Genomic DNA, 21118 nt, shown 5'->3' on the forward strand with positions numbered 1-21118 from the left:
AGCGCTACGGTTCGCCACGTGCCACTCCGACAAGCCGTCACCGCGGCCGGGCTGATCGCCGGATACGCCGCCGACGCCTGCTTCGGCGACCCGCGCCGGGGACATCCGGTCGCGGCCTTCGGCACCGCCGCTGGCCAGCTGGAACGCTGGTGGTGGGCCGATTCCAAGCCGCGCGGGGCGGCGTACGCGGCGGTCTGCGCGGGCTCGGCCGCCGGGCTCGGCATCCTCGCGGAACGAGCCGCCCGGAACCGGCCGGGTGTCCGATTTGTCCTGACCGCCGCGGCGACGTGGGCCGTCCTGGGCGGCCGCGGGCTCGCCGCGGAGGGGCGCGAAATGGCGCGATTACTCGAATCGGGTGAATTGCCCGCCGCCCGGCAGCGGCTCAGCCACCTCTGCGCGCGCGACGCCACCGGTCTCGGCACGGCCGAGCTGACCCGCGCGGCCACCGAATCGATCGCCGAGAACACCTCCGACGCGGTCGTCGCGCCGCTCCTGTGGGGCGCGGTCGCGGGCGTGCCGGGGCTGCTCGGGTACCGCGCGGTGAACACCCTCGACGCGATGGTCGGCTACCGCTCGCCGCGGCACCGCAACTTCGGCTGGTTCGCCGCGCGCACCGATGACTGGGCCAATCTGGTGCCGGCACGCGTCGGCGCAGTGCTGACGGCGGTGACCGCGCCGCTCGCCGGCGGCCACGCCCGGTCGGCCTGGCGGGCTTGGCGACGCGACGGGAGCGCGCATCCGAGCCCGAACGCGGGACAGGTCGAGGCGGCTTTCGCCGGGGCGCTGGACATCCGGCTCGGCGGGACGAACACGTATCACGGCGAGGTCGAGCGCCGGAGCACACTGGGCGACGGACGTCCGCCGGGGGCGAGCGATCTGCGCCGGGCGGTGCGGTTGTCGCGGCTGGTCGGGGCGGCGGCGCTGGCGGTCGCGGCCGGGATCGCGGTGAGCAGGTCGCGGAGTGCGGGGCGGTTCACCGGACCGGCCGCTCCGGGCATTACGGTGGCGGGATGAGCGGGCTGCTGATCGCCGGGACCACCTCCGACGCCGGGAAAAGCCTGGTCACCGCCGGAATCTGCCGCTGGTTCGCGCGGCGCGGCGTGCGGGTCGCACCGTTCAAGGCGCAGAACATGTCGAACAACTCGATGGTCTGCGCGGACGGCGCGGAGATCGGCCGCGCGCAGTGGCTGCAGGCGCGGGCCGCGCGGGTGGAGCCGGAAGCGGCGATGAACCCGGTGCTGCTCAAGCCGGGCAGCGACCGGCGCAGTCACGTCATCGCGCTCGGCAAGCCGTACGGCACCCTCGAAGCCGGGGAGTACGCCACTGGCCGGGCAGGGCTCGCGGAGATCGCCTTCGGGGCGTTTTCCGAGCTGCAGCAACGGTTTGACCTCGTCGTCTGCGAGGGCGCGGGCAGTCCGGCGGAGATCAACCTGCGTTCCGGCGACTACGTCAACATGGGCCTGGCCCGGCGGTTTTCGCTGCCGGTGCTGGTGGTCGGCGACATCGACCGCGGCGGGGTGCTGGCGGCGATGTACGGCACGCTCGCGTTGCTGTCGGCCGAGGACCAGGCGCTGGTCGCGGGCTGGCTGGTGAACAAATTCCGCGGTGACGTCGGACTGCTGCAGCCTGGTCTGAACAGCCTGGAGAAGGTCACCGGGCGGCCGGTGCTCGGCGTGCTGCCGTGGCTGGACCGGGTGTGGATCGACTCGGAGGACGCTCTCGCCGCGGCCGGATGGCGGCACGAAGCCGCGCAACGCGGATTGCGCGTCGCGGTGGTGCGGTTCCCGCGGGCGTCCAACGCGACCGACGTGGACGCGCTCGCGGCGGAGCCCGGCGTGACGGTGAGCCTGACCGCCGATCCGGACACCGTCGCCGCGGCGGACTTGGTCGTGCTGCCGGGGTCGAGGGCCACTGTGGACGATCTGAAGTGGTTGCGCAGCAGGGGTTTGGCGGACGCGGTGACGGCACGGGCCGCGGCGGGGCGTCCAGTGCTGGGGATCTGCGGCGGGTACCAGATGCTCGCGGAGTCCATTGAGGACGACGTCGAATCCGGCGCTGGTCTGGTGGACGGGCTCGGGCTCTTGCCGACGCGAGTGACGTTCGCGGGGGAGAAGGTGCTCGGCCGTCCGGTCGGCGAATGGCGCGGGCATCGCGTGGACGCTTACGAAATCCACCACGGCAGCGCCGGCCCGGCGGACGCGGAGTCGTTTTTGGACGGTTACCGCGTCGGTTCGGTCTGGGGCACGACGTGGCACGGTGCCTTGGAGAACGACGGGTTCCGGCGCGCTTGGCTTGCCGAAGCCGCGGCGCAGGCGGGCATCGAATGGCGGGCGGCCGAGGGCGCGCCGGGGTTCGCGGACCTGCGCGAGGACATGCTGGACCGGCTGGCCGACGCGATCCAGTCCGAAGTGGACACTGGAATGCTGATGGCGCTGGCGGAGGCGGGCGCGCCGGGCGGGTTGCCGTTCGTGCCGCCGGGAGCTCCCTGACCGGAGGGTTCAGGCGAGCCCGGCGTCGTGCACCAGGATCGCGACCTGTGTGCGGTTCGCGGCTTCGGTCTTGGCCATGATCCGTCCCAAGTGGACCTTCACGGTCGCTTCGCTGAGGCCGAGTGCACGGGCGATTTCGGCGTTGCTCGAGCCCTGCCCGACGGCGACCGCGACCTCGCGTTCGCGGGGCGGGCGTCGGCGTGGCGGCGGAGTCCGTGAGCAGTCGTCAGCAGCGCTGACTGGACGGTTCAGGCGAGCCCGGCGTCGTGCACCAGAATCGCGACTTGCGTGCGGTTGGCGGCTTCGGTCTTGGCCATGATCCGTCCCAAGTGGACCTTCACGGTCGCTTCGCTGAGCTCCAGCGCACGGGCGATCTCAGCGTTGCTCGAGCCCTGCCCGACGGCCACCGCGACCTCGCGTTCGCGGGGTGTCAGGGGTTCGAGCCGGGCGCGGGCGGGTGTCGGCGTGGCGGCGGTGGCGAAGTGCGTCAGCAGCCGCCGGGTGATGGACGGCGACAGCATCGCCTCACCGCTGCCCACCACGTGCATCGCCTTGATCAGTTCGCGCGGCGGCGTGTCTTTCAGCAGGAAACCCGTGGCACCGTGGCGAAGCGCCTCGTGCACGTACTCGTCCAGGTCGAACGTCGTCAGCACGACCACCGCGGGCGCGTCCGGTTCGGCGGTCACCAGGCGGGTCACCTCCAGGCCGTCGACCTCGGGCATCTGCACGTCGGTGAGCACGAGGTCGGGCCGGTGTTCGCGGACGAGTGCGAGCGCTTCGCGGCCGTCGCCGGCTTCCGCGACCACCTCGATCCCCGGGTCGGACTCCAGGATCATCCGGATGCCGCTGCGCACGAGCACCTCGTCGTCGATCAGCAGGATTTTCAGCACGATTCCTCCGCTCGCAGCGGGAACGCGGCCCGCACCCGGTAGCTGCCCGTGCCGTCCGGGCCGGCGCGGAGTGTTCCGCCGGTCAGCGTGACGCGTTCGCGCATGCCGATCACGCCGTAGCCCGCGCCCGGCAGCCCGGACGAATCGGCGAGCGGGTTGGCGACTTCGACCACCAGGTCGTCGTCGGATGTGGACAGTCGCACGTCGATGGTCGTTCCCGGCGCGTGTTTCGCCGCGTTCGTGAGCGCTTCCTGCACGATCCGGTACGCCGCACGCCCGATCGGGTCGGGCACGTCCGGCATCGGTTCCGGCAGGCTGGCGCGCACCTGCGCACCGGCGGCGGCGAGGTCGTCGGCGAGCTGGCGGACCCCGTCCAGCGTCGGGTCCGGCAGCGAACGCGGCTCCGGGCCGTCGTCGCGGAGCACCTTCAGGATGTCGCGCAATTCGTTGAGCGCGGCGGAACTCGATTCGCGGATCACCTCGGCGAGCTGCGCGGTCTCGTCGTCCTTGGCCCGCACGGAAAGCGCGCCCGCCTGCAGCGCGACGATGCTGACCCGGTGCGCGACGACGTCGTGCATCTCGCGCGCGATCCGCCGCCGCTCGGCCGTCACGGCCCGCTCGCCGAGCAGATCGCGCTCGCGTTCGGCCTGCTCCGCGCGGTCGCGCAGGGCCGCGAGCAAGGCCGCGCGCTGGTGCATCCACAGCCCGGCCAGCGTCGGGACGACGACCTCCATGCCGAGGGCGAGCCCGAACGTCTTCCAGTCCGGCAGGTTCGCCGGCCGGACGAACGACACGAGCAGTCCGGTTTCCGCGAGAACGGCGACCGCGGTCGGCCAGCGGAGCCCGCGCAGCGAAGCGACCGTGTAAAGAGTGACGGAGGTGCCCCACAACGGCGGCGTGGCCAGCGCGACGCCGACTGAGACCAGCATCGCGGGCAACGGGAACCGGCGGCGGAGGAGCACCGCCAGGAACATCACCGCGACCGCGATCGGCCAGAACCACGGGTGGTCCGCGTCCGGCAGGTCACCGGCCAGCGTCAGGCCTAGCACGGCGAGCGCCACGGCCAGGTCGATCAGGTGGTTGCGCACCCCGCCACCGTAAGCCCTGCACGAAATTCCCCCACCGGGCGTCTTCGAGGGAAACCGGGGTCCGGCGGCCGCTCCGGTTGCCGAAGGGTTTTCCCCGGGTATTCTGCCGAGCGTCGCGATCAAACCCAGCCCGGGAGTGCGGATCATGTCCTACGCCGTCGATTTCACCGCCGTGTCGACTGTCGGCCTGGAGTCTTCCCCGGTCGCGGACGCGCTCGCCGGGCTGCGGGCGAACGAGGCGCGCTACTTCAAGAACAAGTACGACCACGTCTTCACCGTCGAGCCCGCGGCCGAGGTCCCGGAGATCATCGACTGGGTGCACCGGATCCTCAAGGAAGAACGCGATCTCGTCATCGCCTCGCGGCCGCTCGAGGCGACCGAATTCGAGGTCGACGGCATCCGGATGTCCTACGTGTTCTACGAGAGCGGCCTGTCGATCAACGTCATGTACACCCTCGAAGAGGGCGGCAAGCGGGCCGTCGGGTTCAAGCTGTCCGACGGGATGGACGTCCCGGAGGAACTCGCCGACAAGTTCAAGTTCGCGCGCCAGAAGTCGAAGCTCGCCGGGACGATCCGCGGGTCCTACTTCGTCATCAAGAACGCGTACTGACCCGCAGCGCGGCGCTGCGCAGGCACAGCAGCAGCGGCAGGGAACTGTCGTCGCGCAGCCTCGGCGGCAAGGCGTTCGCTTCGGCCACCGGTACGCCGTCGGCCAGTTCCTCGCCCAGCGCGGCCAGATCGATTTCCAGGACGGTGACTCCGGCGCTGTAAAGCCGTTCCGCGCCCTTCGCGCGGCGGCTGGTCAGTTCGGTGCTGTCGACGGACAGCCGGGTCACGCCGAAGAACTCCGGTTTCGCGCCGCGTTCGAGCCAGCGTGCAAAACCGGTCAGCCGCGTCTCGGAGATCTCGTTGGGCCGGACGGCCGCCTCTTCGCACAGTTCGCGTTCCATCCCCGCACACACCGCGGTGTGCAGGGTCCGGCGGGTTCCTCCTTGCGGGGTAAGGAGATCCCGCGGTTCCAGGCTGCCGCTTCCGGACGGGGCGAGCAGGAGCCCGCTGGCCGAGTTGCGGGCCGACTGGCGGACCACGACGAGCAGGCCGTCCGAGGTGAACGCGATCGTGGACACGCCGACGAGGTCGGCGAGCGTGCTCGCGCCGAGGGTCCGCAGCGCGCCGGACGAGTCGGTCAGTTCCTCGTTGCGCAGGTCGTACTCGTGGCCGTCGGCGGAGTTCGTGATGCGCAGCGACGCCAGTTCGTTGCTGCAGACCGCGTCGAAGAACCGGGCGCGATGCAGGACGATCGGCGCCGGCCGCGCCCCGGCTACCGGCAGCGGTTCGCCGCGCATGCCGACGATCGGGCCGTTGAACAGCAACCGGCCGCGAGCCCGCAACGGCAGCACGTGCGGCGCGGTCGCCTTCAGCTTCGCGGGCAGCCGGTAGGGATCCTCGGCGACGGTGATGCTGAAGGTGGTTTCGGCGAGCGCCGCGTCGATGGCGTCGCTGACCAATGCGGTGCCGCGGGAGGGAACCGCCAGGTACTGCGCGTCGGGATAGGCCTGCGGCGGCGGAGTGTCGGCGATCGGGAACGGCGCGACGATCGCGGTGAACTCGTAACCGGCCCACCGTTTCCGCAGGAGGCGGATGTCCCGCACGAGGGTCAGCAGGCCGAGCAGGAGCGCGACGATCGACACGACGACGCCGAACGCGCTCGGCAGGATCGTGACGGCGCCGAGCACGACCCCGAGCGCGGACACGGCGACCGGCCATTCCCCGGCTCCGACGAAGACGAGATAGTCGGCCGTGGCCCGGGCCCGGCGGGTCAGTTTTCCCATCGCCGCACTGTTTAGCACGGATCGGGCCGCCGGGTCACCGAGTCGGGTGAAGAGTTACCGCGAGATCGTGCAGTAGAGGTGGCGGCCTGCCGCGGTGGTCCGGCGCGTAAGGGAGGTCTCGGCGCCGCGACGAAGTAGTCAAACCCGTTGTGCCGCAACCAAAAATTCTCACCGACTGCTGATCATTCGCTCAACGCGCCACGAAACTCCCGCAACCCCTCGATCAACGCCAGAATCGACGGCCGGGCGTAGTGGTCCCGCCGCCATCCGGCGTACAGCGGCACCGTCAGCATCCCGTCGGGGGTTTCGATCGGGATGGAGCGCAGGCCGAACCGGACCAGGTCGGTCACCAGGCACACCTCGCCGCGGCCGGCGGCGCGGGCCTGGGCGACGCTGGGGGAGCCGGTCTCGTTCAGTTCGGCCGGGACGAGTCCGGCGCGGTGGAACGCTTCGTCCACGACCAGGCGCGCGGCGTTGCTGCGGTTCATCACCAGCAACGGTTCGGTGGCCAGCTCGGCCAGCGGGATCGACTCCGCGTCGTACCAGCGGTGGCCGGGCCGGACCTGTGCGCTGACCAGGACCCGGCCCAGCGCGGCGGTTTCCAGCTGCGCGGGCGGCGGGGACGTCGAGATGCCGAGGTCGGCGCTGCTGTGCAGGAGCCGGTCGAAAACTTGGTCCGGCGGGACCGGGAAGGCATCCCGCAGCACCGGCCCGGCCTTGCCGGTGGCCATGAACGGCGCCAGCAGGCTGTCCACTGTGCTCGGCGGAGCGACGAGCGTCAGCGGGGTGTCCTCGGTGCGGCCGATCGCCGCCATCACCGCGCCCGCCTCCTCTGCACGGCGCACCAGGTCCTGGGCGATCGGCACGAACCGGGTGCCTGCCGCGCTGAGGGTGAGCGAACCCGGCGACCGCGAGAACAACGCCACCCCGAGTTCGGTTTCCAGCGCGCGAAGCTGCCGCGACAGCGACGGTTGCGCGACCCGGACGGCGCGCGCCGCGGCGGTGACCGAGCCTTCCCGCACGACGGCCAGGAAATAACGCACCACACGCAGTTCCACGCCTATGCCTCCGAGGTATCGGAATGGGTCCGGACAGGTATTGGACAGCATAGGTCGCGGGACGAAGACTCTGGGGAACACCGCCGCCAGGGAGTTGCCCGTGAACCACGAAACCGCCACCGGCCGCCGGGCCGCGCTCGCCTCCTTCGCCGGGACGGCGATCGAGTGGTACGACTTCTACCTGTACGGGACCGCGTCCGCGCTGGTCTTCGGGAAGCTGTTCTTCCCCGAATTGAACCCGGCGACCGGCGTGCTCGCCGCGTTCGGCACGTTCTGGGTCGGCTTTCTCGCCCGGCCGCTGGGCGGGATCGTGTTCGGGCACCTCGGCGACCGGGTCGGGCGCAAGAACACGCTGGTCGTCACGCTGCTGCTGATGGGGTTCGCGACCTTCGCGGTCGGGCTGCTGCCGACGTACGCCAAGATCGGCATCGCCGCGCCGTTGCTGCTCGTCGCACTGCGCGCGGTGCAGGGCGTCGCGGTCGGCGGGGAGTGGGGCGGCGCGGTCGTGCTCGCCGCGGAGAACGCGCCCGCCGGACGCGGGTCGTACTTCGCGATGTTCGCCCAGCAGGGCTCGCCCGCCGGGTCGATTCTGTCCACAGTGGTCTTTCTCGCCGTGAGCGCGTTGCCGGACGAGCAGTTCCTGACCTGGGGCTGGCGGGTGCCGTTCCTGCTGTCCGGGGTGCTGGTCGCGCTGGGCCTGCTGATCCGGCTGAAGGTCGAGGAACCGGCGGAGTTCGTGCGGGCCAAGGCGAAAGCCGCCGTCGCGAAGGTGCCGCTGGTCGAGGTCCTGCGGACTGCTTGGCGGACCGTGCTGCTCGGCATCGGCGCGAGCATCATGGGCATCGCCGCCGCGTACTTCAGCAACACGTTCGTCCTCGCCTGGTCCACGAACGAACTCGGCATCGGCCGCCAGACCATGCTGTACGTGCTGCTCGGCGCGTCGGTGGTGCAGTTCTGCTGGCAGCCGGTCGCGGCGCGGCTGGCCGAACGCGTCGGCGAAACGCGGTTCATGGCGGTTTCGCTGGGCTGCAACATCGTGGTGACCGTGCCGATGTACCTGCTGATCGCGTCCGGCAATCCGGGACTGGCGTTTGTCGGCATCGCAGTCGCGACCGTGTGCGGCTCCGGCTACTACGCGGTGCTCGCCGGATTCCTCACCCGCGGCTTCCCGATTCACCTGCGGTACACCGGAATCTCCCTGTCCTATCAGCTGTGCAGCACCATCTTCGGCGGCACCACGCCGTTCATCGCGCAGGCGCTGCTCAACGCGACGCACGGTGCGATCTGGCCCGTGGTCATCTACCACGTCGTGCTGCTGACGCTGACCCTCACCTGCGTCCTGGCGCTCGCCCGCCGGACCGCTGCCGTCGCCGACTCCGCGAAAACCCTGACCCGACAAGGATGAACTCAGTGCGTCTCGATGCGTTATTCCACAATGGACGTTTCACCACGCTGGACCGGGACCGTCCACAAGCGACCGCGCTCGGCGTGATCGGCGGCCGGATCGTCGGATTCGACGACGAGGTCCGCGGTCTCGCCGCGGACACGGTGGTCGACCTCGGCGGCGCGCCGGTCGTCCCCGGCCTCAACGACGCGCACCAGCACTTGAGCATGCGCGGCAAGCTGATCCGCGGGCTGGACGTCTCCGCCGAAGCCGCGCCGACGCTCGACGCGCTCTACCAGGCCGTGGCGGAGCGAGCCGCGACGCTGCCCGCCGACGCGTGGGTGACCGGCGCGGGCTACGACCAGAACAAGATCGGCGCGCACCCCACCGCCGAAGCCCTGCACCGCGCCGCCGGAGGACGGCCGGTCTGGCTCACGCACACGTCGCGGCACATGGCCGTGGCGAGCACCGAAGCCTTTGCGCTGGCCGGATATCCGGACCGGCTGGGTGTGCCGGACGTTCCCGGCGGCACTGTGGTGCGCGACGAAGACGGCCGCGCCACCGGGTTGTTGCAGGAACGCGCGACCGTCCTGGTCGACCGCCTGCTGCGTCCCGAAGCGACCGAAGAGGTCATCGCCAACATCGCCGCGGGTGCGCACGCCGCGCTCAAGGACGGCCTGACCAGCGTCACCGAGCCTGGCATCGGCACCGTCGACGGCATCGGCCACGGCCGCGCCGACTTCGATTCCTTCCAGCGCACCCGCGAACGCGGGCTGCTGGGCGTGCGGATGACGGTGATGCCCTACATCACCGCCCTGCGCGACTGCGGCCCGTTCGAACCCGGCGGCGAGTGGTTCGGGCTCGACCTCGGCGTGCGCACCGGCGCCGGCGACGACCGGCTGCGCATCGGCCCGGTCAAAATCCTCTCCGACGGCTCGCTGATCGGCCGGTCCGCCGCGATGTGCTGCGACTACGAGGACGCCCCCGGCAACCAGGGGCTGATGCTGTTCGAACCGGACGAACTGCGCCGCTACATCCTCGAAGCGCACCGATGCCACTGGCAGATCGCCACGCACGCAATCGGCGACGCGGCTCTCGGAGCGGTCCTGGACGCGTATGAGGAAGCTCAGCAGAAGTATCCGCGCGAGGACGTCCGGCACCGCATCGAACACTGCGCGGTCGCCGACGATGCCGCTGTCGCGCGGATCGCGGAGCTGGGCGTGATTCCCGTGCCACAGGGCCGGTTCCTGTCCGAGATCGGTGACGGACTGCTCGCCGCGCTCGGCCCGGGACGCAGTCGGCTGGCGTATCGGATGCGGAGTTTCCTGGACGCCGGTGTGGTTCTGCCGGGCAGCACGGACGCTCCGGTGGTCGCGGCGTCGCCGTTGCTGAGCATCCACGACATGGTCAACCGCCGGACTGCGGCTGGGCAGCCGATCGGGCTGGAGGAAGCGGTGACGGCCGAAGAAGCGTTGCGGGCATACACGGTGGGTTCGGCGTATGCGGTGCATGAGGAGAAGGTCAAGGGCACGTTGAGCCGGGGGAAGCTGGCTGACTTCACGGTGTTGAGCGACGATCTGCTGACGGTCGCCCCAGCGAAGATCGGCGAGATCACCGTCGGCGCAACGGTCGTGGGCGGCGAGGTCGCGTACGACGACGGGGCCGCGCATTAAAAAGGACGGGTGCGACGCCGTTGTCGCACCCGTCCGACAGCCGGGGCCAGCGCGGCGGCAGTGACGCGTCAACCCCGAAACTGAATGGGGCTCAGCGCGGCGACGCTGCCGCGCTTGGCCCCGAGTCTGAACGGAGCAGGCGCGGCGACGTTGACGCGCCTTGCTCCGAGTCCTCAGGAGATCGGCCGGTCCGTCGGCGCGATCGGGGCCGGGAGCACGCCCCGGCCGGTCAGGAAGGCGTCCACGCCGGCCGCGCACGAGCGGCCCTCCGCGATCGCCCACACGATCAGCGACTGCCCGCGGCCCATGTCGCCCGCCACGAACACGTTGTCCACAGTGGTCTTGAAGTCCTTGTCCCGCACGACGTTGCCGCGCTGGTCCAGCTCCACGCCCAAGTCGGTCAGCAGGCCCTCGCGCTGCGGGCCGAGGAAGCCCATCGCCAGCAGCACCAGCTGCGCGGGCAACTCGGTCTCGGTGCCCTCGACCGGGATGAACTTGCCGCCCTCGTTGCGCACCTCGACCAGCTTCAGCGCACGCACCCGGCCGTTCTCGTCGGCCAGGAACTCCTGCGTGTTGACCGAGTACAGCCGCTCGCCGCCCTCCTCGTGGGCGGACGTGACGCGGTAGATCATCGGGTACGTCGGCCACGGGTGCGCATCGGAACGCGACTCCGGCGGCTTCGGCATGATTTCCAGCTGGGTCACCGACTTCGCGCCCTGCCGGTGCGACGTGCCGACGCAGTCCGCGCCGGTGTCGCCGCCGCCGATGACCACCACGTCGAGGCCCTTGGCCGAGTACGGCGACTCCTCGAGCTCGCCCGCCGCGACCCGGTTGGCCGGCGGCAGGAACTCCATCGCCTGGTGGATGCCCTCGGCCGAACGGCCCTCGATCGGCAGGTCGCGCCACGCCGTCGCGCCGCCCGCCAGGACCACCGCGTCGTGGTTCTCCCGAAGCTCCTCGACGGTGACGTCCACGCCGACGTTCACCGACGTCCGGAATTCCGTGCCCTCGGTCCGCATCTGGTCGAGGCGGCGGTCGAGGCGGAACTTCTCCATCTTGAACTCGGGGATGCCGTACCGCAGCAGCCCGCCGATCTTGTCCGCGCGCTCGTAGACCACGACGGTGTGGCCCGCGCGGGTCAGCTGCTGCGCCGCGGCCAGCCCGGACGGACCGGACCCGACGACGGCGACCTTCTTGCCCGTCTTGGCGACCGGGACCTGCGGCGTGACCCAGCCTTCCTCGAAGGCCCGGTCGATGATCGAGATCTCGACCCGCTTGATCGACACCGGGTCGTCGTTGATGCCGAGCACGCACGCGGTTTCGCACGGCGCCGGGCACAGCGTGCCGGTGAACTCCGGGAAGTTGTTCGTGGCGTGCAGCCGGTCCGCCGCCTGCTGCCAGTCCTCCCGCCACACCAGCGTGTTCCACTCCGGGATCAGGTTCCCGAGCGGACAGCCCTGGTGACAGAACGGGATCCCGCAGTCCATGCAGCGCCCGGCCTGCTTCTCCAGCTTGGTCGTCGCGAAGTCCTCGTAGACCTCGCGCCAGTCCATCAGCCGCAGGTCCACCGGACGCCGCTTCGGTTCCTCGCGCGTGGTGGTCAGAAAGCCCTTGGGGTCAGCCATGTGCGGCCTCCGTGTTCTGCGGGATACCCGCACCCAGTCGGCACTCATAACTGGCTTCGCGATTATCAGCCATGAGCTGCCTCCATGATCGCCTCGTTCACGTCCCGCCCGTCGCGTTCGGCTGCCACCTGAGCGGCGAGCACGCGCTTGTAGTCCTTCGGCATGACCTTGCCGAACCGGTCGACCGCACTGTCCCAGTCCGCCAGCAAGGCCCGCGCGACGGCGGATTCCGTTTCGTTGTAGTGCTTTTCGATGGTTTCGCGGAGGAAGTCCACGTCCGCGGTGTCCAGCGGGTCGATGTCGACCATCTCCGGGTTGACCCGGTGCGCCGGCAGGTCCAGCACGTACGCGACGCCGCCGGACATGCCTGCCGCGAAGTTGCGGCCGACCTTGCCCAGCACGACCATCCGGCCGCCGGTCATGTACTCGCCGCCGTGGTCGCCCACGCCCTCGACGACCGCCAGTGCGCCCGAGTTGCGCACGCAGAACCGCTCGCCGACCTGGCCGCGGATGAAGATCTCGCCGCTCGTGGCCCCGTACGCGATCACGTTGCCCGCGATGATGTGGTCTTCCGCGACGATCGGCGATTCCTTCGGCGGCCGCACGACGATCCGCCCGCCGGAGAGGCCCTTGCCGACGTAGTCGTTGCCGTCGCCGTAGAGCCGCAGCGTGATGCCCTTCGGCACGAACGCGCCGAACGACTGGCCCGCGGTGCCGGTGAAGGTGACGTCGATGGTGTCGTCGGGAAGGCCCTCGCCGCCCCACTTCTTGGTCAGCTCGGACCCGAGCATGGTGCCGACGGTGCGGTTCACGTTGCGCACCGGCAGTTCCAGCCGCACCTTGTCGCCCGCCGCCAGCGCGCCCTCGGCGAGCTGGATCAGCGTGTTGTCGAGCGCCTTGTCCAGCCCGTGGTCCTGCTTGACGGTCTGGTGCCGCACCGCGCGCGGCGGCAGCTCGGGCACGTGGAAGATCGGCGACAGGTCGAGCCCGGCGGCCTTCCAGTGGTCGACCGCCTTGCGCTTGTCGAGCAGCTCGGCGTGGCCCACGGCCTCCTCGACGGACCGGAAACCCAGCTCCGCCAGGTACTCCCGGACCTCCTGGGCGATGAACTCGAAGAAGTTCACCACGTACTCCGCCTTGCCGCTGAACTTCTCGCGCAGCTTCGGGTTCTGCGTCGCGACGCCCACCGGACAGGTGTCGAGGTGACAGACGCGCATCATGATGCAGCCCGACACCACCAGCGGCGCGGTCGCGAAACCGAACTCCTCGGCGCCGAGCAGCATCGCGATCATGACGTCGCGGCCGGTCTTGAGCTGGCCGTCGGTCTGCACCACGATCCGGTCGCGCAGCCGGTTGGCCAGCAGCGTCTGCTGCGTTTCGGCCAGGCCCAGCTCCCACGGTCCGCCCGCGTGCTTGATCGAGGACAGCGGCGAGGCGCCGGTGCCGCCGTCGTGGCCCGAGATCAGCACGACGTCCGCGTGCGCCTTGGACACGCCCGCCGCGACCGTGCCGACGCCGACCTCGGACACCAGCTTCACGTGGATGCGCGCGTCCGGGTTGGCGTTCTTGAGGTCGTGGATCAGCTGAGCCAGGTCCTCAATGGAATAGATGTCGTGGTGCGGCGGCGGGGAAATCAGCCCGACGCCCGGCGTGGAGTGCCGCGTCTTCGCGATCCACGGGTACACCTTGCCGCCGGGCAGCTGCCCGCCCTCGCCGGGCTTCGCGCCCTGCGCCATCTTGATCTGGATGTCGTCGGAGTTCACCAGGTACTCGCTGGTGACGCCGAACCGGCCGCTCGCGACCTGCTTGACCGCGCTGCGGCGCTCCGGGTCGTACAGCCGTTCCGGGTCCTCGCCGCCCTCGCCGGTGTTCGACTTGCCGCCGAGGCGGTTCATCGCGATCGCCAGCGTCTGGTGCATTTCCATCGAGATCGAGCCGTACGAGATGGCCCCGGTGGCGAACCGCTTCACGATCTCCGAAACCGGCTCGACCTCCTCGATCGGCACCGGCGTGCGGTCGCCGAACTTGAAGTCGAACAGCCCGCGCAGCGTCAGCAGCTTCTCGGCCTGGTCGTTGACCGCCTTCGTGTACTCCTTGAAGATGTCGTACTTCCCGGACCGTGTGGAGTGCTGCAGCTTGAACACCGTCTGCGGGTTGAACAGGTGCGGCTCGCCTTCGCGCCGCCACTGGTAGTCCGCGCCGGTTTCCAGCTCGCGGTGGCTCGCCCGGACGCCGTCGACCGGGAAAGCCCGCACGTGCCGCTGCGAAACCTCCTCGGCGAGCGTGTCGAAGCCGACGCCGCCAAGCCGGGAAGTGGTTCCGGTGAAACAGGTGTCGATCACCTCGGCGCCGAGGCCGACCGCCTCGAAGATCTGCGCGCCGGTGTAGGAGGCCACCGTCGACACGCCCATCTTGGACATGGTCTTGCGGACACCCTTGCCGAGCGCCTTGATCAGGTTCGTGGTGGCCTGCTTGGGAGTCACGCCCGGGATCAGGCCCCGGTGCGCCATCTCCTCGACCGTCGCCATCGCCAGGTACGGGTTCACCGCGGCCACGCCGTAACCGACGAGCAGCGCGATGTGGTGCACCTCGCGCGCGTCGCCAGCCTCGACGATGAGGCCGACCTGCGTGCGCGTCTTCTCCCGCACCAGGTGGTGGTGCACCGCGCCGGTGAGCAGCAGCGACGGGATCGGCGCGTGGTCGGCGTCGACCCCGCGGTCGGACAGCACGATCAGCCGCGCGCCGTCCTCGATCGCCTCGGACACCTCGGCGCGGATCTCGTCGAGCCGCTGCACCAGGGCGTCCCCGCCGCCGTTGACCTTGTACCGGCCCATGACGGTGACCGCCTGGAACTCCGGAAGGTCGCCGTCGTCGTTGACGTGCACCAGCTTCGCGAGCTGGTCGTTGTCCAGCACCGGGAACGGCAGCACGATCCGGCGGCAGGACGACGCGTCCGCGGCCAGCAGGTTCGGCTCCGCGCCGATCTGCGTGCCGAGCGCGGTCACCAGCTCCTCGCGGATCGCGTCCAGCGGCGGGTTGGTCACCTGGGCGAAAAGCTGGATGAAGTAGTCGAACAACGGGCGCGAACCGGACGAAAGGGACGCCAGGGGCGAATCGTTGCCCATCGACCCGATCGGCTCCGCGCCGGTGCGGGCCATCGGCTCGAGGATGGTTTCCAGCTCTTCCTCGGTGTAGCCGAACGCCTGCTGGCGGCGCACGAGCGCGGCGTGCAGCGGGACCTCGCGGTCGCGTTCGGGCAGCTGCTCCAGGCGCAGCAGCCCGGCGTCGACCCATTCGTCGTACGGGTGCTCGGAAGCGAGCTGGCCCTTGATCTCCTCGTCCTCGACGATCCGGCCCGCGACGGTGTCCACGAGGAACATCCGGCCCGGCTCCAGCCGTCCCTTGCGAACGATCTTCGCCTGGTCCAGCTCCAGCACGCCGACCTCGCTGGCGAGCACCACGAGCCCGTCGTCGGTGACCCAGTAGCGGCCCGGGCGCAGGCCGTTGCGGTCCAGCACCGCGCCGATCTGCGCGCCGTCGGTGAACGCCACCAGCGCCGGCCCGTCCCACGGCTCCATGAGCGTGGAGTGGAACTCGTAGAAGGCGCGGCGCGCGGGGTCCATTTCCTGATGGTTCTCCCAGGCCTCCGGGATCATCATCAGCACCGAATGCGGCAGCGACCGGCCGCCGAGGTGGAGCAGCTCCAGCACCTCGTCGAAGGAGGCCGAGTCGCTCGCGCCGCGCGTGATGACCGGGTAGATCCGCTTGAGGTCGCCCGGGATCAGGTCGGTCTCGAGGAGCGCCTCGCGGGCGTCCATCCAGTTGCGGTTGCCCTTGAGCGTGTTGATCTCGCCGTTGTGCGCCACGTAGCGGTACGGGTGCGCGAGCGGCCACGACGGGAAAGTGTTGGTGGAGAAGCGGGAGTGCACCAGGCCGATGGCGCTCGTCACGCGCTCGTCGGTGAGGTCGAGGAAGAACTTCTCGACCTGCGGCTCGGTCAGCATTCCCTTGTAGACGATCGTGCGCGAGGACAGCGACGGGAAGTAAACGTCGTCCTCGACCAGCTCGTGCTCGGCGCGCTTGCGCACGCAGAAGGCGGCGCGCTCGAGGGCGAGGCCGTCGAGGTTGTCCTTGTGCCCGGCCAGGAACAGCTGGGTGAAGTGCGGCATGGTCTGCGCGGCGGTCGGGCCGCAGTGCGCGGTGTCGACCGGCGGTTCGCGCCAGCCCACCACGCGCATGTCCTCCTCGGCGGCGATCCGCTCGATGGTGGTCATGGCGCGGCCGCGGCGCTTTTCGTCCTGCGGCAGGAACGCGGTGCCGACGGCGTAGCTGCCTTCGGCCGGCAGCTCGAACCCGGCGACCTCGCGGTAGAACGCGTCCGGCACCTGGATGAGCAGGCCCGCGCCGTCCCCGGTGTCCGGTTCCGCCCCGCGTGCCCCGCGATGTTCCAGATTTTTCAGCGCGACAAGGGCTTTCGCCACGATCTGATGGTCTCGGCGACCGGTCAGGTCCGCGACGAACGCCACCCCGCAGGCATCGTGCTCGTAGGCGGGGTCGTACAGGCCGTCGGTGGCCGGGGTGCTCGAACGGTGGGTCACGGCTGGCCGCCTCCCAAGGCGTTGGCGCGGGTTCTTTCACTCCGAAAGGGGGTTCATCACTGAACCGGTTAACGAAGTGGTCCGAAACCGCGATGGTCAGTCGAGAAGGGAAACCATCCGGTGCCTCCGCTGTCGCGAGGCGCGGCACTGCGTCGCGATGCGTGGCTGACCGCGGCCGGTCGACGACCGGGCCGGGTGCCGGATGGTTTGTCACCGCACGGCGATGGGCGGCGGAAAAAGTTCTGCACGTCGCTGTACAGGCACACGCGCCGGGGTCGGTCAGCCTGTGTGGTGGGGGCCAGCCGGGGCGCGTGGTGGTGACTCCCGGGTTCGCCGGGTCTTATGACGATAGTGTGAATTCGCTGTGATCGACATACGTCATCGCGCTCTCGTGGGAAAGGCCACGCATACGTTGACGCCCTCCGGGGTACTCCCATATGTCGGGCCGTCTCTCCCGCCACGCGGTCAGCGAAGCCGCTGACCTGCGTAAACCTGTCTGCCTGCCGGGTGTCAACCCCGCGTTCGGTGCTGGTTGACTGGGGGTCATGACGGGGAGCGCCGATGACTGATCGTTATCTGTCCGTGGCAGTGGCCGGGCTGCACGAGATCGAAATACGGCGTTCACGGTTCCTGTGCGCGCTCGCTCCGGTGGGCGACGAAGCGGCCGCGCGGGAGATCATTTCGGCCCGCCGGCGCGCGGAGCCCGCGGCGCGGCACCACTGTCACGCGTTCGTCCTCGGCCCGGACGGCCGTACTCAGCGTTCGAGCGACGACGGCGAGCCAGCCGGGACGGCCGGGGTGCCGATGCTGGAGGTGTTGCGCCGCCGCGAAGTCACCGACACGGTCGCGGTGGTGTCGCGGCATTTCGGCGGAGTGCTGCTCGGCGCGGGCGGGTTGATCCGCGCGTACGGGCAAGCGGTGTCGGACGCGCTCGACGCGGTAGGCCTGGTGGAGTACCGGCGATTGCGGCTGTTCGACGTAACGATGGACTACACGCGGGCGGGCCGCTTCGAAAACGATCTCCGCGCGTCGCCGTACGTGCTGCACGGGACACGCTTCGAAGCGGCGGCGCACTTCGAGGTCGGGCTCGCTCCCGGCGAGGAAGACCGGTTCAGCGGCTGGCTCGCCGACCTCACCGGCGGCGAGGCTGTCGCGGCCGAGCTGGGGGAGGAGTGGGTGCGCGGGTAGTCCCCGGCTCAGGCCCCGAAGATCAAGCCGCGACGGGCTTTCCGTCCAGCGCCCGCGCCCCGGCCTCGGTGAGCACCGCGCGCACCCGCGCGCCGCACGCTCCGTCCTCGGCGGGTTCGATCAGGCCCTTGCGGACGAGGTCGCGGACCGTGCCCTGGTCGCAGAGGCTCAGCCCGTCGACGAACAGGTCCGGTTCACAGCTGCAGCTGATTTCCGCGTGCCCCTCGGCGACGGCACGCAGGGTTGCCCGCTCCCGATGGTTCAACTCGGCAGTCACGGCGGTTCCTCCTTCTGTCCCGGCCCCTGGTGTACCCCGGGAACGGTTCCAGTGTCCGTCGCGATTGCCGGGTTGTCGCGTATTTCACTCCTTTTTACGGGGGTATGTCGCGGGGTAGTCCGGGGGTACCCCTCATACGCCCCACCATGCGTCGGCGAGGGAGACGAAAGTAGGTTCTCGCGGCGCCGGGAGCACGTCGAGGTACCAGCGAAAGTCGCTGTACACGTGCAGAAGCGTGTAGGCGAGGCAACGGCGGGAGAAGTCCGGGCCGAGCTCTGCCGGATGGTAACCGTAAGCGAGCAGAAGACTCCGCAGAAATGCCGAGTCGCCGCTCGAAACGAACAAGCCGACCGCCGCGAACTCGTATTCCGGCGCGCCGCGCATCGCGGGTTCGAAATCGAACAGGCCGGACAGCCGCCAGCCATCCCCTTCGCGGGTGACCATCAGATGGTCGCGCATGACTTCGGTGTGCAACGGCACGGTTTCCGGCGTGCCCAGGTCGACCGCGTCGACGAAGTCCGGGAGCTGGGCCAGCCAGTGTTCGTCCAATGTGGTCTCGCGGTGGTGGTCGACCAGTTTTTCGCGTTGCCCGGCAAGGAACGCGGCCCAGTCCGGGGGAGCGAGCACGGACAACGCCGGGTCGTTCACGGAGTGCAAGGCGGACAGCGCCTCACCGATCTTCGGGGCGAGCGCGAGTTTGTCCGCTGTGGACAGTTCGGGCCACACCTGCTTGAGCGGGCGCCCGCGCAGCCGTTCCATCACGACGTAACCCCAGCCGTCGCGGAGTCCGGCGTGCACGACGCCCGGGGTCGGGACGGGGAGCTTGCCGTGCAGGACTTCCAGCATGGTGCGCTCGGTGGTCAGCTCGTCCAGGTGCACCGGCGGATAGAGCTTCAGAACGAGCTGGTCGCCGACGGCGTACACCGGCAGGGAACCGTCCTCGAAGGGCACGGGTTCGCCGGGCTCGCCGAGCGTCCGGAGCAGGTCGCGTACCGCGGGCAGGAGGGCTTCGCGGGTCAGCTGGTCGGGCTCGGTGGCGGACGGGAACATACGCCGACGGTATCGGCGCGCCTTCCGCCGCTATAGCGAATTACTTGCTGCGTTCGAGCAGGGTGCGCACGGCCGGGCCGATGAGCCGCTCGATCTCGTGGGCGGGCGCAGTGGCGAGCGGGTCCTTGCGGGTGATCGAGCGGACCAGCCCGATGCCGAGCAGCCAGGCCATCGCGAGGTCGGCGCGCAGTTCGGCGTCCGGCGCGTCGGTGAGCCCGGACAGCGCGCGGGTGTACTCGGCGTCGAGCTGCGCGCGCAGCGCCTCGTCGGCGCGGTCGGTGCCGGAGGACCGCAGGTAGGTCTCGATCGAACGGGACGCCGAGTCGTCGCGTTCGAGCAGGCTCCGCAGGGCCGCGGTGAACAGCCGTTCGGGCGGGGTCGTCTCGACCTGGGCCAGGCCGCCGCGCGCCATCACGTGCTCGAACAACGCGTCCTTGCTGCCGAAGTACCGGAACAGCAACGCCTGGTTGACGCCCGCGCGGTGCGCGATGTCGCGCACCGTCGTGCGGTCGAAGCCGCGGTCGGCGAACAGTTCGGCCGCGGCGTCCAGCAGCGCGGCCTTGGTCGCCGTCGCGTCGCGTTTGCGCGAAGGCTGGTCCGCGGCCATCGGTTCCCCCTGGTGTGCGCTGGTGTGCGCGACGAGGTTAACCCGAGTGGCCGCGGATCGGCCGGACGAACTACGCGGACCAGGCGACAGGCAGCTCCTCGGGGCCGTAGACGAGCGTGTTGTGCTTGTATGCCAAAGCTTCCTTCGGCACGGCGAGTCGCAGGTCGGGCACGCGGCGGAACAACGCGGTCAGTGCTTCCTGCATTTCGACCCGGGCGAGTTGCTGTCCGATGCACTGGTGCGCGCCGAACCCGAAGGCGACATGTGTGCGCGGCGATTCGCGGGTGAAGTCCAGCCGGTCGGCGTTCGGGTACCGGTCCTCGTCGCGGTTGGCCGAGTTGAGCGCGGCGATCAGCCAGTCGCCCGCGGCGATCGTCTGGTCGCCGACCTTGACCTCCTCGGTGGCGTACCGCAGCACGCCGAACTGCACGACCGACAGGTAGCGCAGCAGTTCCTCGACCGCGCGCGGCGGGTCGGCGAGGGCCTGCGCGCGCTGCTCCGGGTGTTCCATCAGCACGAGCGCGCTGAGCGCGATCATGTTGGCGGTGGTTTCGTGCCCGGCCACGAGGAGGCTGAGGCCGAGCATGATCAGCTCGTCCAGGTCGAGCGCTTCCCCGGACGCCTCGGCGCGGACGATGAGCTTGCTGAACAGGTCCTCCTGCGGGTCCTGTTGCTTGCCGGCGAACAGCGCGCCGAGGTAACCGGCCAGTTCGTGGAACGCCTGGTCGGTGGTGCCCGCGTCCTGGTCGGTGCTGACCAGCAGGCTGCTCTGGCGCTGGAACAGCTCGCGGTCGGCGTACGGGACGCCGAGCAGTTCGCAGATCGCCAGCGACGGGATCGGCAGCGCGAAGTCCTGGACCAGGTCGGCGCGGCCGGGCTTGGCGAGCATCGCGTCGAGGTGCCGCTCGACCTGCTCGCGGACGTACTCGCGCAGCCGCTCCACCCGCCGCACGGTGAACTCCGCGACGACCATCTTGCGCAGCCGGGAATGCTCCGCGCCGTCGAGCTGGATGATCGAACCCGGGTCGACCTCGTCGTACGGGTCCAGATCGGCTTTGACGTGCGCCGACGAGGCTCCGCGCGAGCTGAGCGCCGGGTCGGCGAGCACGGCGCGGACGTCGTCGTAGCGGATGACCAGCCAGGTCTCGAACCCGGCCGGGCAGCGGATCCGCGACACCGGCGAGGTCTCCCGCAACGCGGCGTACTCGGCGGGCGGGTCGAACGGGCAGCCGGCCGGGCGGTCGGTCGGAAGGGCCGGGGTCTCGGACGGGGTGGGCATGCGGATGGCGCCTTTCCTCCGGCGGTGCGGGCATCTTCCACTCTGGAGACGCCCGCACCGGCATGGGGCCGTTGATCGGG

Annotated in this window: 17 protein-coding genes; 6 read left to right on the top strand and 11 right to left on the bottom strand. The window is 70.3% G+C overall.

Annotated elements, in window-relative coordinates; genetic code table 11:
* Positions 1-18: 18 nt before the first annotated feature.
* Positions 19-1014 carry a cobalamin biosynthesis protein gene (locus FKO37_RS16285; protein ID WP_238604905.1) on the top strand — a complete coding sequence of 332 codons (996 nt, stop codon included), beginning with the start codon at positions 19-21 and terminating at the stop codon, positions 1012-1014.
* A complete protein-coding gene (locus FKO37_RS16290) occupies positions 1011-2489 on the top strand; it encodes a cobyric acid synthase (RefSeq protein WP_238604906.1) in 1479 nt (492 codons plus the stop codon). Before FKO37_RS16285 ends, FKO37_RS16290 begins: the two co-directional genes overlap by 4 nt.
* Before the next feature lie 9 nt (positions 2490-2498).
* On the opposite strand, the gene FKO37_RS16295 is transcribed toward FKO37_RS16290, so the two are convergent.
* The 3 genes from FKO37_RS16295 to FKO37_RS16305 are packed head-to-tail and all read right to left on the bottom strand — an operon-like array spanning position 2499 to position 4467.
* A complete protein-coding gene (locus FKO37_RS16295) occupies positions 2499-2741 on the bottom strand; it encodes a LuxR C-terminal-related transcriptional regulator (protein WP_078870656.1) in 243 nt (80 codons plus the stop codon).
* Positions 2738-3379 carry a response regulator transcription factor gene (locus tag FKO37_RS16300; protein WP_238604907.1) on the bottom strand — a complete coding sequence of 214 codons (642 nt, stop codon included), beginning with the start codon at positions 3377-3379 and terminating at the stop codon, positions 2738-2740. Before FKO37_RS16300 ends, FKO37_RS16295 begins: the two co-directional genes overlap by 4 nt.
* A complete protein-coding gene (locus FKO37_RS16305; protein WP_238604908.1) occupies positions 3373-4467 on the bottom strand; it encodes a sensor histidine kinase in 1095 nt (364 codons plus the stop codon). Before FKO37_RS16305 ends, FKO37_RS16300 begins: the two co-directional genes overlap by 7 nt.
* A 145-nt stretch (positions 4468-4612) precedes the next feature.
* Between FKO37_RS16305 and FKO37_RS16310 the strand changes: the two genes are divergently transcribed.
* Positions 4613-5077: a phage tail protein gene (locus FKO37_RS16310; protein ID WP_134662565.1), complete on the top strand. Its 465-nt coding sequence runs from the start codon at positions 4613-4615 to the stop codon at positions 5075-5077.
* On the opposite strand, the gene FKO37_RS16315 is transcribed toward FKO37_RS16310, so the two are convergent.
* On the bottom strand, positions 5061-6299 hold the full coding sequence (locus tag FKO37_RS16315; RefSeq protein ID WP_134730445.1) for a hypothetical protein: 1239 nt from the start codon (positions 6297-6299) through the stop codon (positions 5061-5063). The two genes, FKO37_RS16310 and FKO37_RS16315, sit on opposite strands and share 17 nt — an antisense overlap.
* A gap of 182 nt (positions 6300-6481) precedes the next feature.
* Positions 6482-7357, bottom strand: a complete 876-nt coding sequence (locus FKO37_RS16320) for a LysR family transcriptional regulator (protein WP_238604909.1) — start codon at positions 7355-7357, stop codon at positions 6482-6484.
* 100 nt (positions 7358-7457) lie between these two features.
* Between FKO37_RS16320 and FKO37_RS16325 the strand changes: the two genes are divergently transcribed.
* A complete protein-coding gene (locus FKO37_RS16325; RefSeq protein ID WP_037817577.1) occupies positions 7458-8762 on the top strand; it encodes an MFS transporter in 1305 nt (434 codons plus the stop codon).
* Positions 8763-8767: 5 nt separating this feature from the next.
* Positions 8768-10414, top strand: a complete 1647-nt coding sequence (locus FKO37_RS16330; protein WP_238604910.1) for an amidohydrolase — start codon at positions 8768-8770, stop codon at positions 10412-10414.
* 173 nt (positions 10415-10587) lie between these two features.
* Here the strand turns inward: FKO37_RS16330 and FKO37_RS16335 are convergent, their stop codons facing one another.
* Together FKO37_RS16335 and gltB are read right to left on the bottom strand one after the other, a co-directional pair.
* The gene (locus tag FKO37_RS16335; protein ID WP_238604911.1) at positions 10588-12039 is read right to left on the bottom strand and encodes a glutamate synthase subunit beta; all 1452 of its coding nucleotides are present in this window, start codon (positions 12037-12039) and stop codon (positions 10588-10590) included.
* A 65-nt stretch (positions 12040-12104) separates the two neighbouring features.
* Positions 12105-16637, bottom strand: a complete 4533-nt coding sequence (gltB, locus tag FKO37_RS16340) for a glutamate synthase large subunit (RefSeq protein WP_238604912.1) — start codon at positions 16635-16637, stop codon at positions 12105-12107.
* Between the two features lie 561 nt (positions 16638-17198).
* Here gltB and FKO37_RS16345 point away from each other — a divergent pair.
* Positions 17199-17825: a YigZ family protein gene (locus tag FKO37_RS16345; RefSeq protein WP_037817567.1), complete on the top strand. Its 627-nt coding sequence runs from the start codon at positions 17199-17201 to the stop codon at positions 17823-17825.
* A 22-nt stretch (positions 17826-17847) separates the two neighbouring features.
* On the opposite strand, the gene FKO37_RS16350 is transcribed toward FKO37_RS16345, so the two are convergent.
* From FKO37_RS16350 to FKO37_RS16365, 4 genes are all read right to left on the bottom strand, one after another.
* Positions 17848-18102: a hypothetical protein gene (locus FKO37_RS16350; protein WP_134730456.1), complete on the bottom strand. Its 255-nt coding sequence runs from the start codon at positions 18100-18102 to the stop codon at positions 17848-17850.
* Between the two features lie 132 nt (positions 18103-18234).
* A complete protein-coding gene (locus FKO37_RS16355) occupies positions 18235-19152 on the bottom strand; it encodes a phosphotransferase (protein WP_238604913.1) in 918 nt (305 codons plus the stop codon).
* A gap of 40 nt (positions 19153-19192) precedes the next feature.
* Positions 19193-19759: a TetR family transcriptional regulator gene (locus FKO37_RS16360; protein ID WP_043839001.1), complete on the bottom strand. Its 567-nt coding sequence runs from the start codon at positions 19757-19759 to the stop codon at positions 19193-19195.
* Between the two features lie 70 nt (positions 19760-19829).
* A complete protein-coding gene (locus tag FKO37_RS16365; protein ID WP_238604914.1) occupies positions 19830-21038 on the bottom strand; it encodes a cytochrome P450 in 1209 nt (402 codons plus the stop codon).
* Positions 21039-21118: the final 80 nt, after the last annotated feature.

The sequence above is a fragment of the Amycolatopsis sp. Poz14 genome (assembly GCF_006704225.1).
GTDB classification, from domain to species: Bacteria; Actinomycetota; Actinomycetes; order Mycobacteriales; family Pseudonocardiaceae; genus Amycolatopsis; species Amycolatopsis nivea.

Coding starts and splice junctions, on each gene's coding strand:
- FKO37_RS16290 (WP_238604906.1), top strand. CDS start 1,011: ATGAGCGGGCTGCTGATCGCCGGGACCACCTCCGACGCCGGGAAAAGC.
- FKO37_RS16310 (WP_134662565.1), top strand. CDS start 4,613: ATGTCCTACGCCGTCGATTTCACCGCCGTGTCGACTGTCGGCCTGGAG.
- FKO37_RS16315 (WP_134730445.1), bottom strand. CDS start 6,299: ATGGGAAAACTGACCCGCCGGGCCCGGGCCACGGCCGACTATCTCGTC.
- FKO37_RS16335 (WP_238604911.1), bottom strand. CDS start 12,039: ATGGCTGACCCCAAGGGCTTTCTGACCACCACGCGCGAGGAACCGAAG.
- FKO37_RS16345 (WP_037817567.1), top strand. CDS start 17,199: ATGACTGATCGTTATCTGTCCGTGGCAGTGGCCGGGCTGCACGAGATC.
- FKO37_RS16355 (WP_238604913.1), bottom strand. CDS start 19,152: ATGTTCCCGTCCGCCACCGAGCCCGACCAGCTGACCCGCGAAGCCCTC.
- FKO37_RS16360 (WP_043839001.1), bottom strand. CDS start 19,759: ATGGCCGCGGACCAGCCTTCGCGCAAACGCGACGCGACGGCGACCAAG.
- FKO37_RS16365 (WP_238604914.1), bottom strand. CDS start 21,038: ATGCCCACCCCGTCCGAGACCCCGGCCCTTCCGACCGACCGCCCGGCC.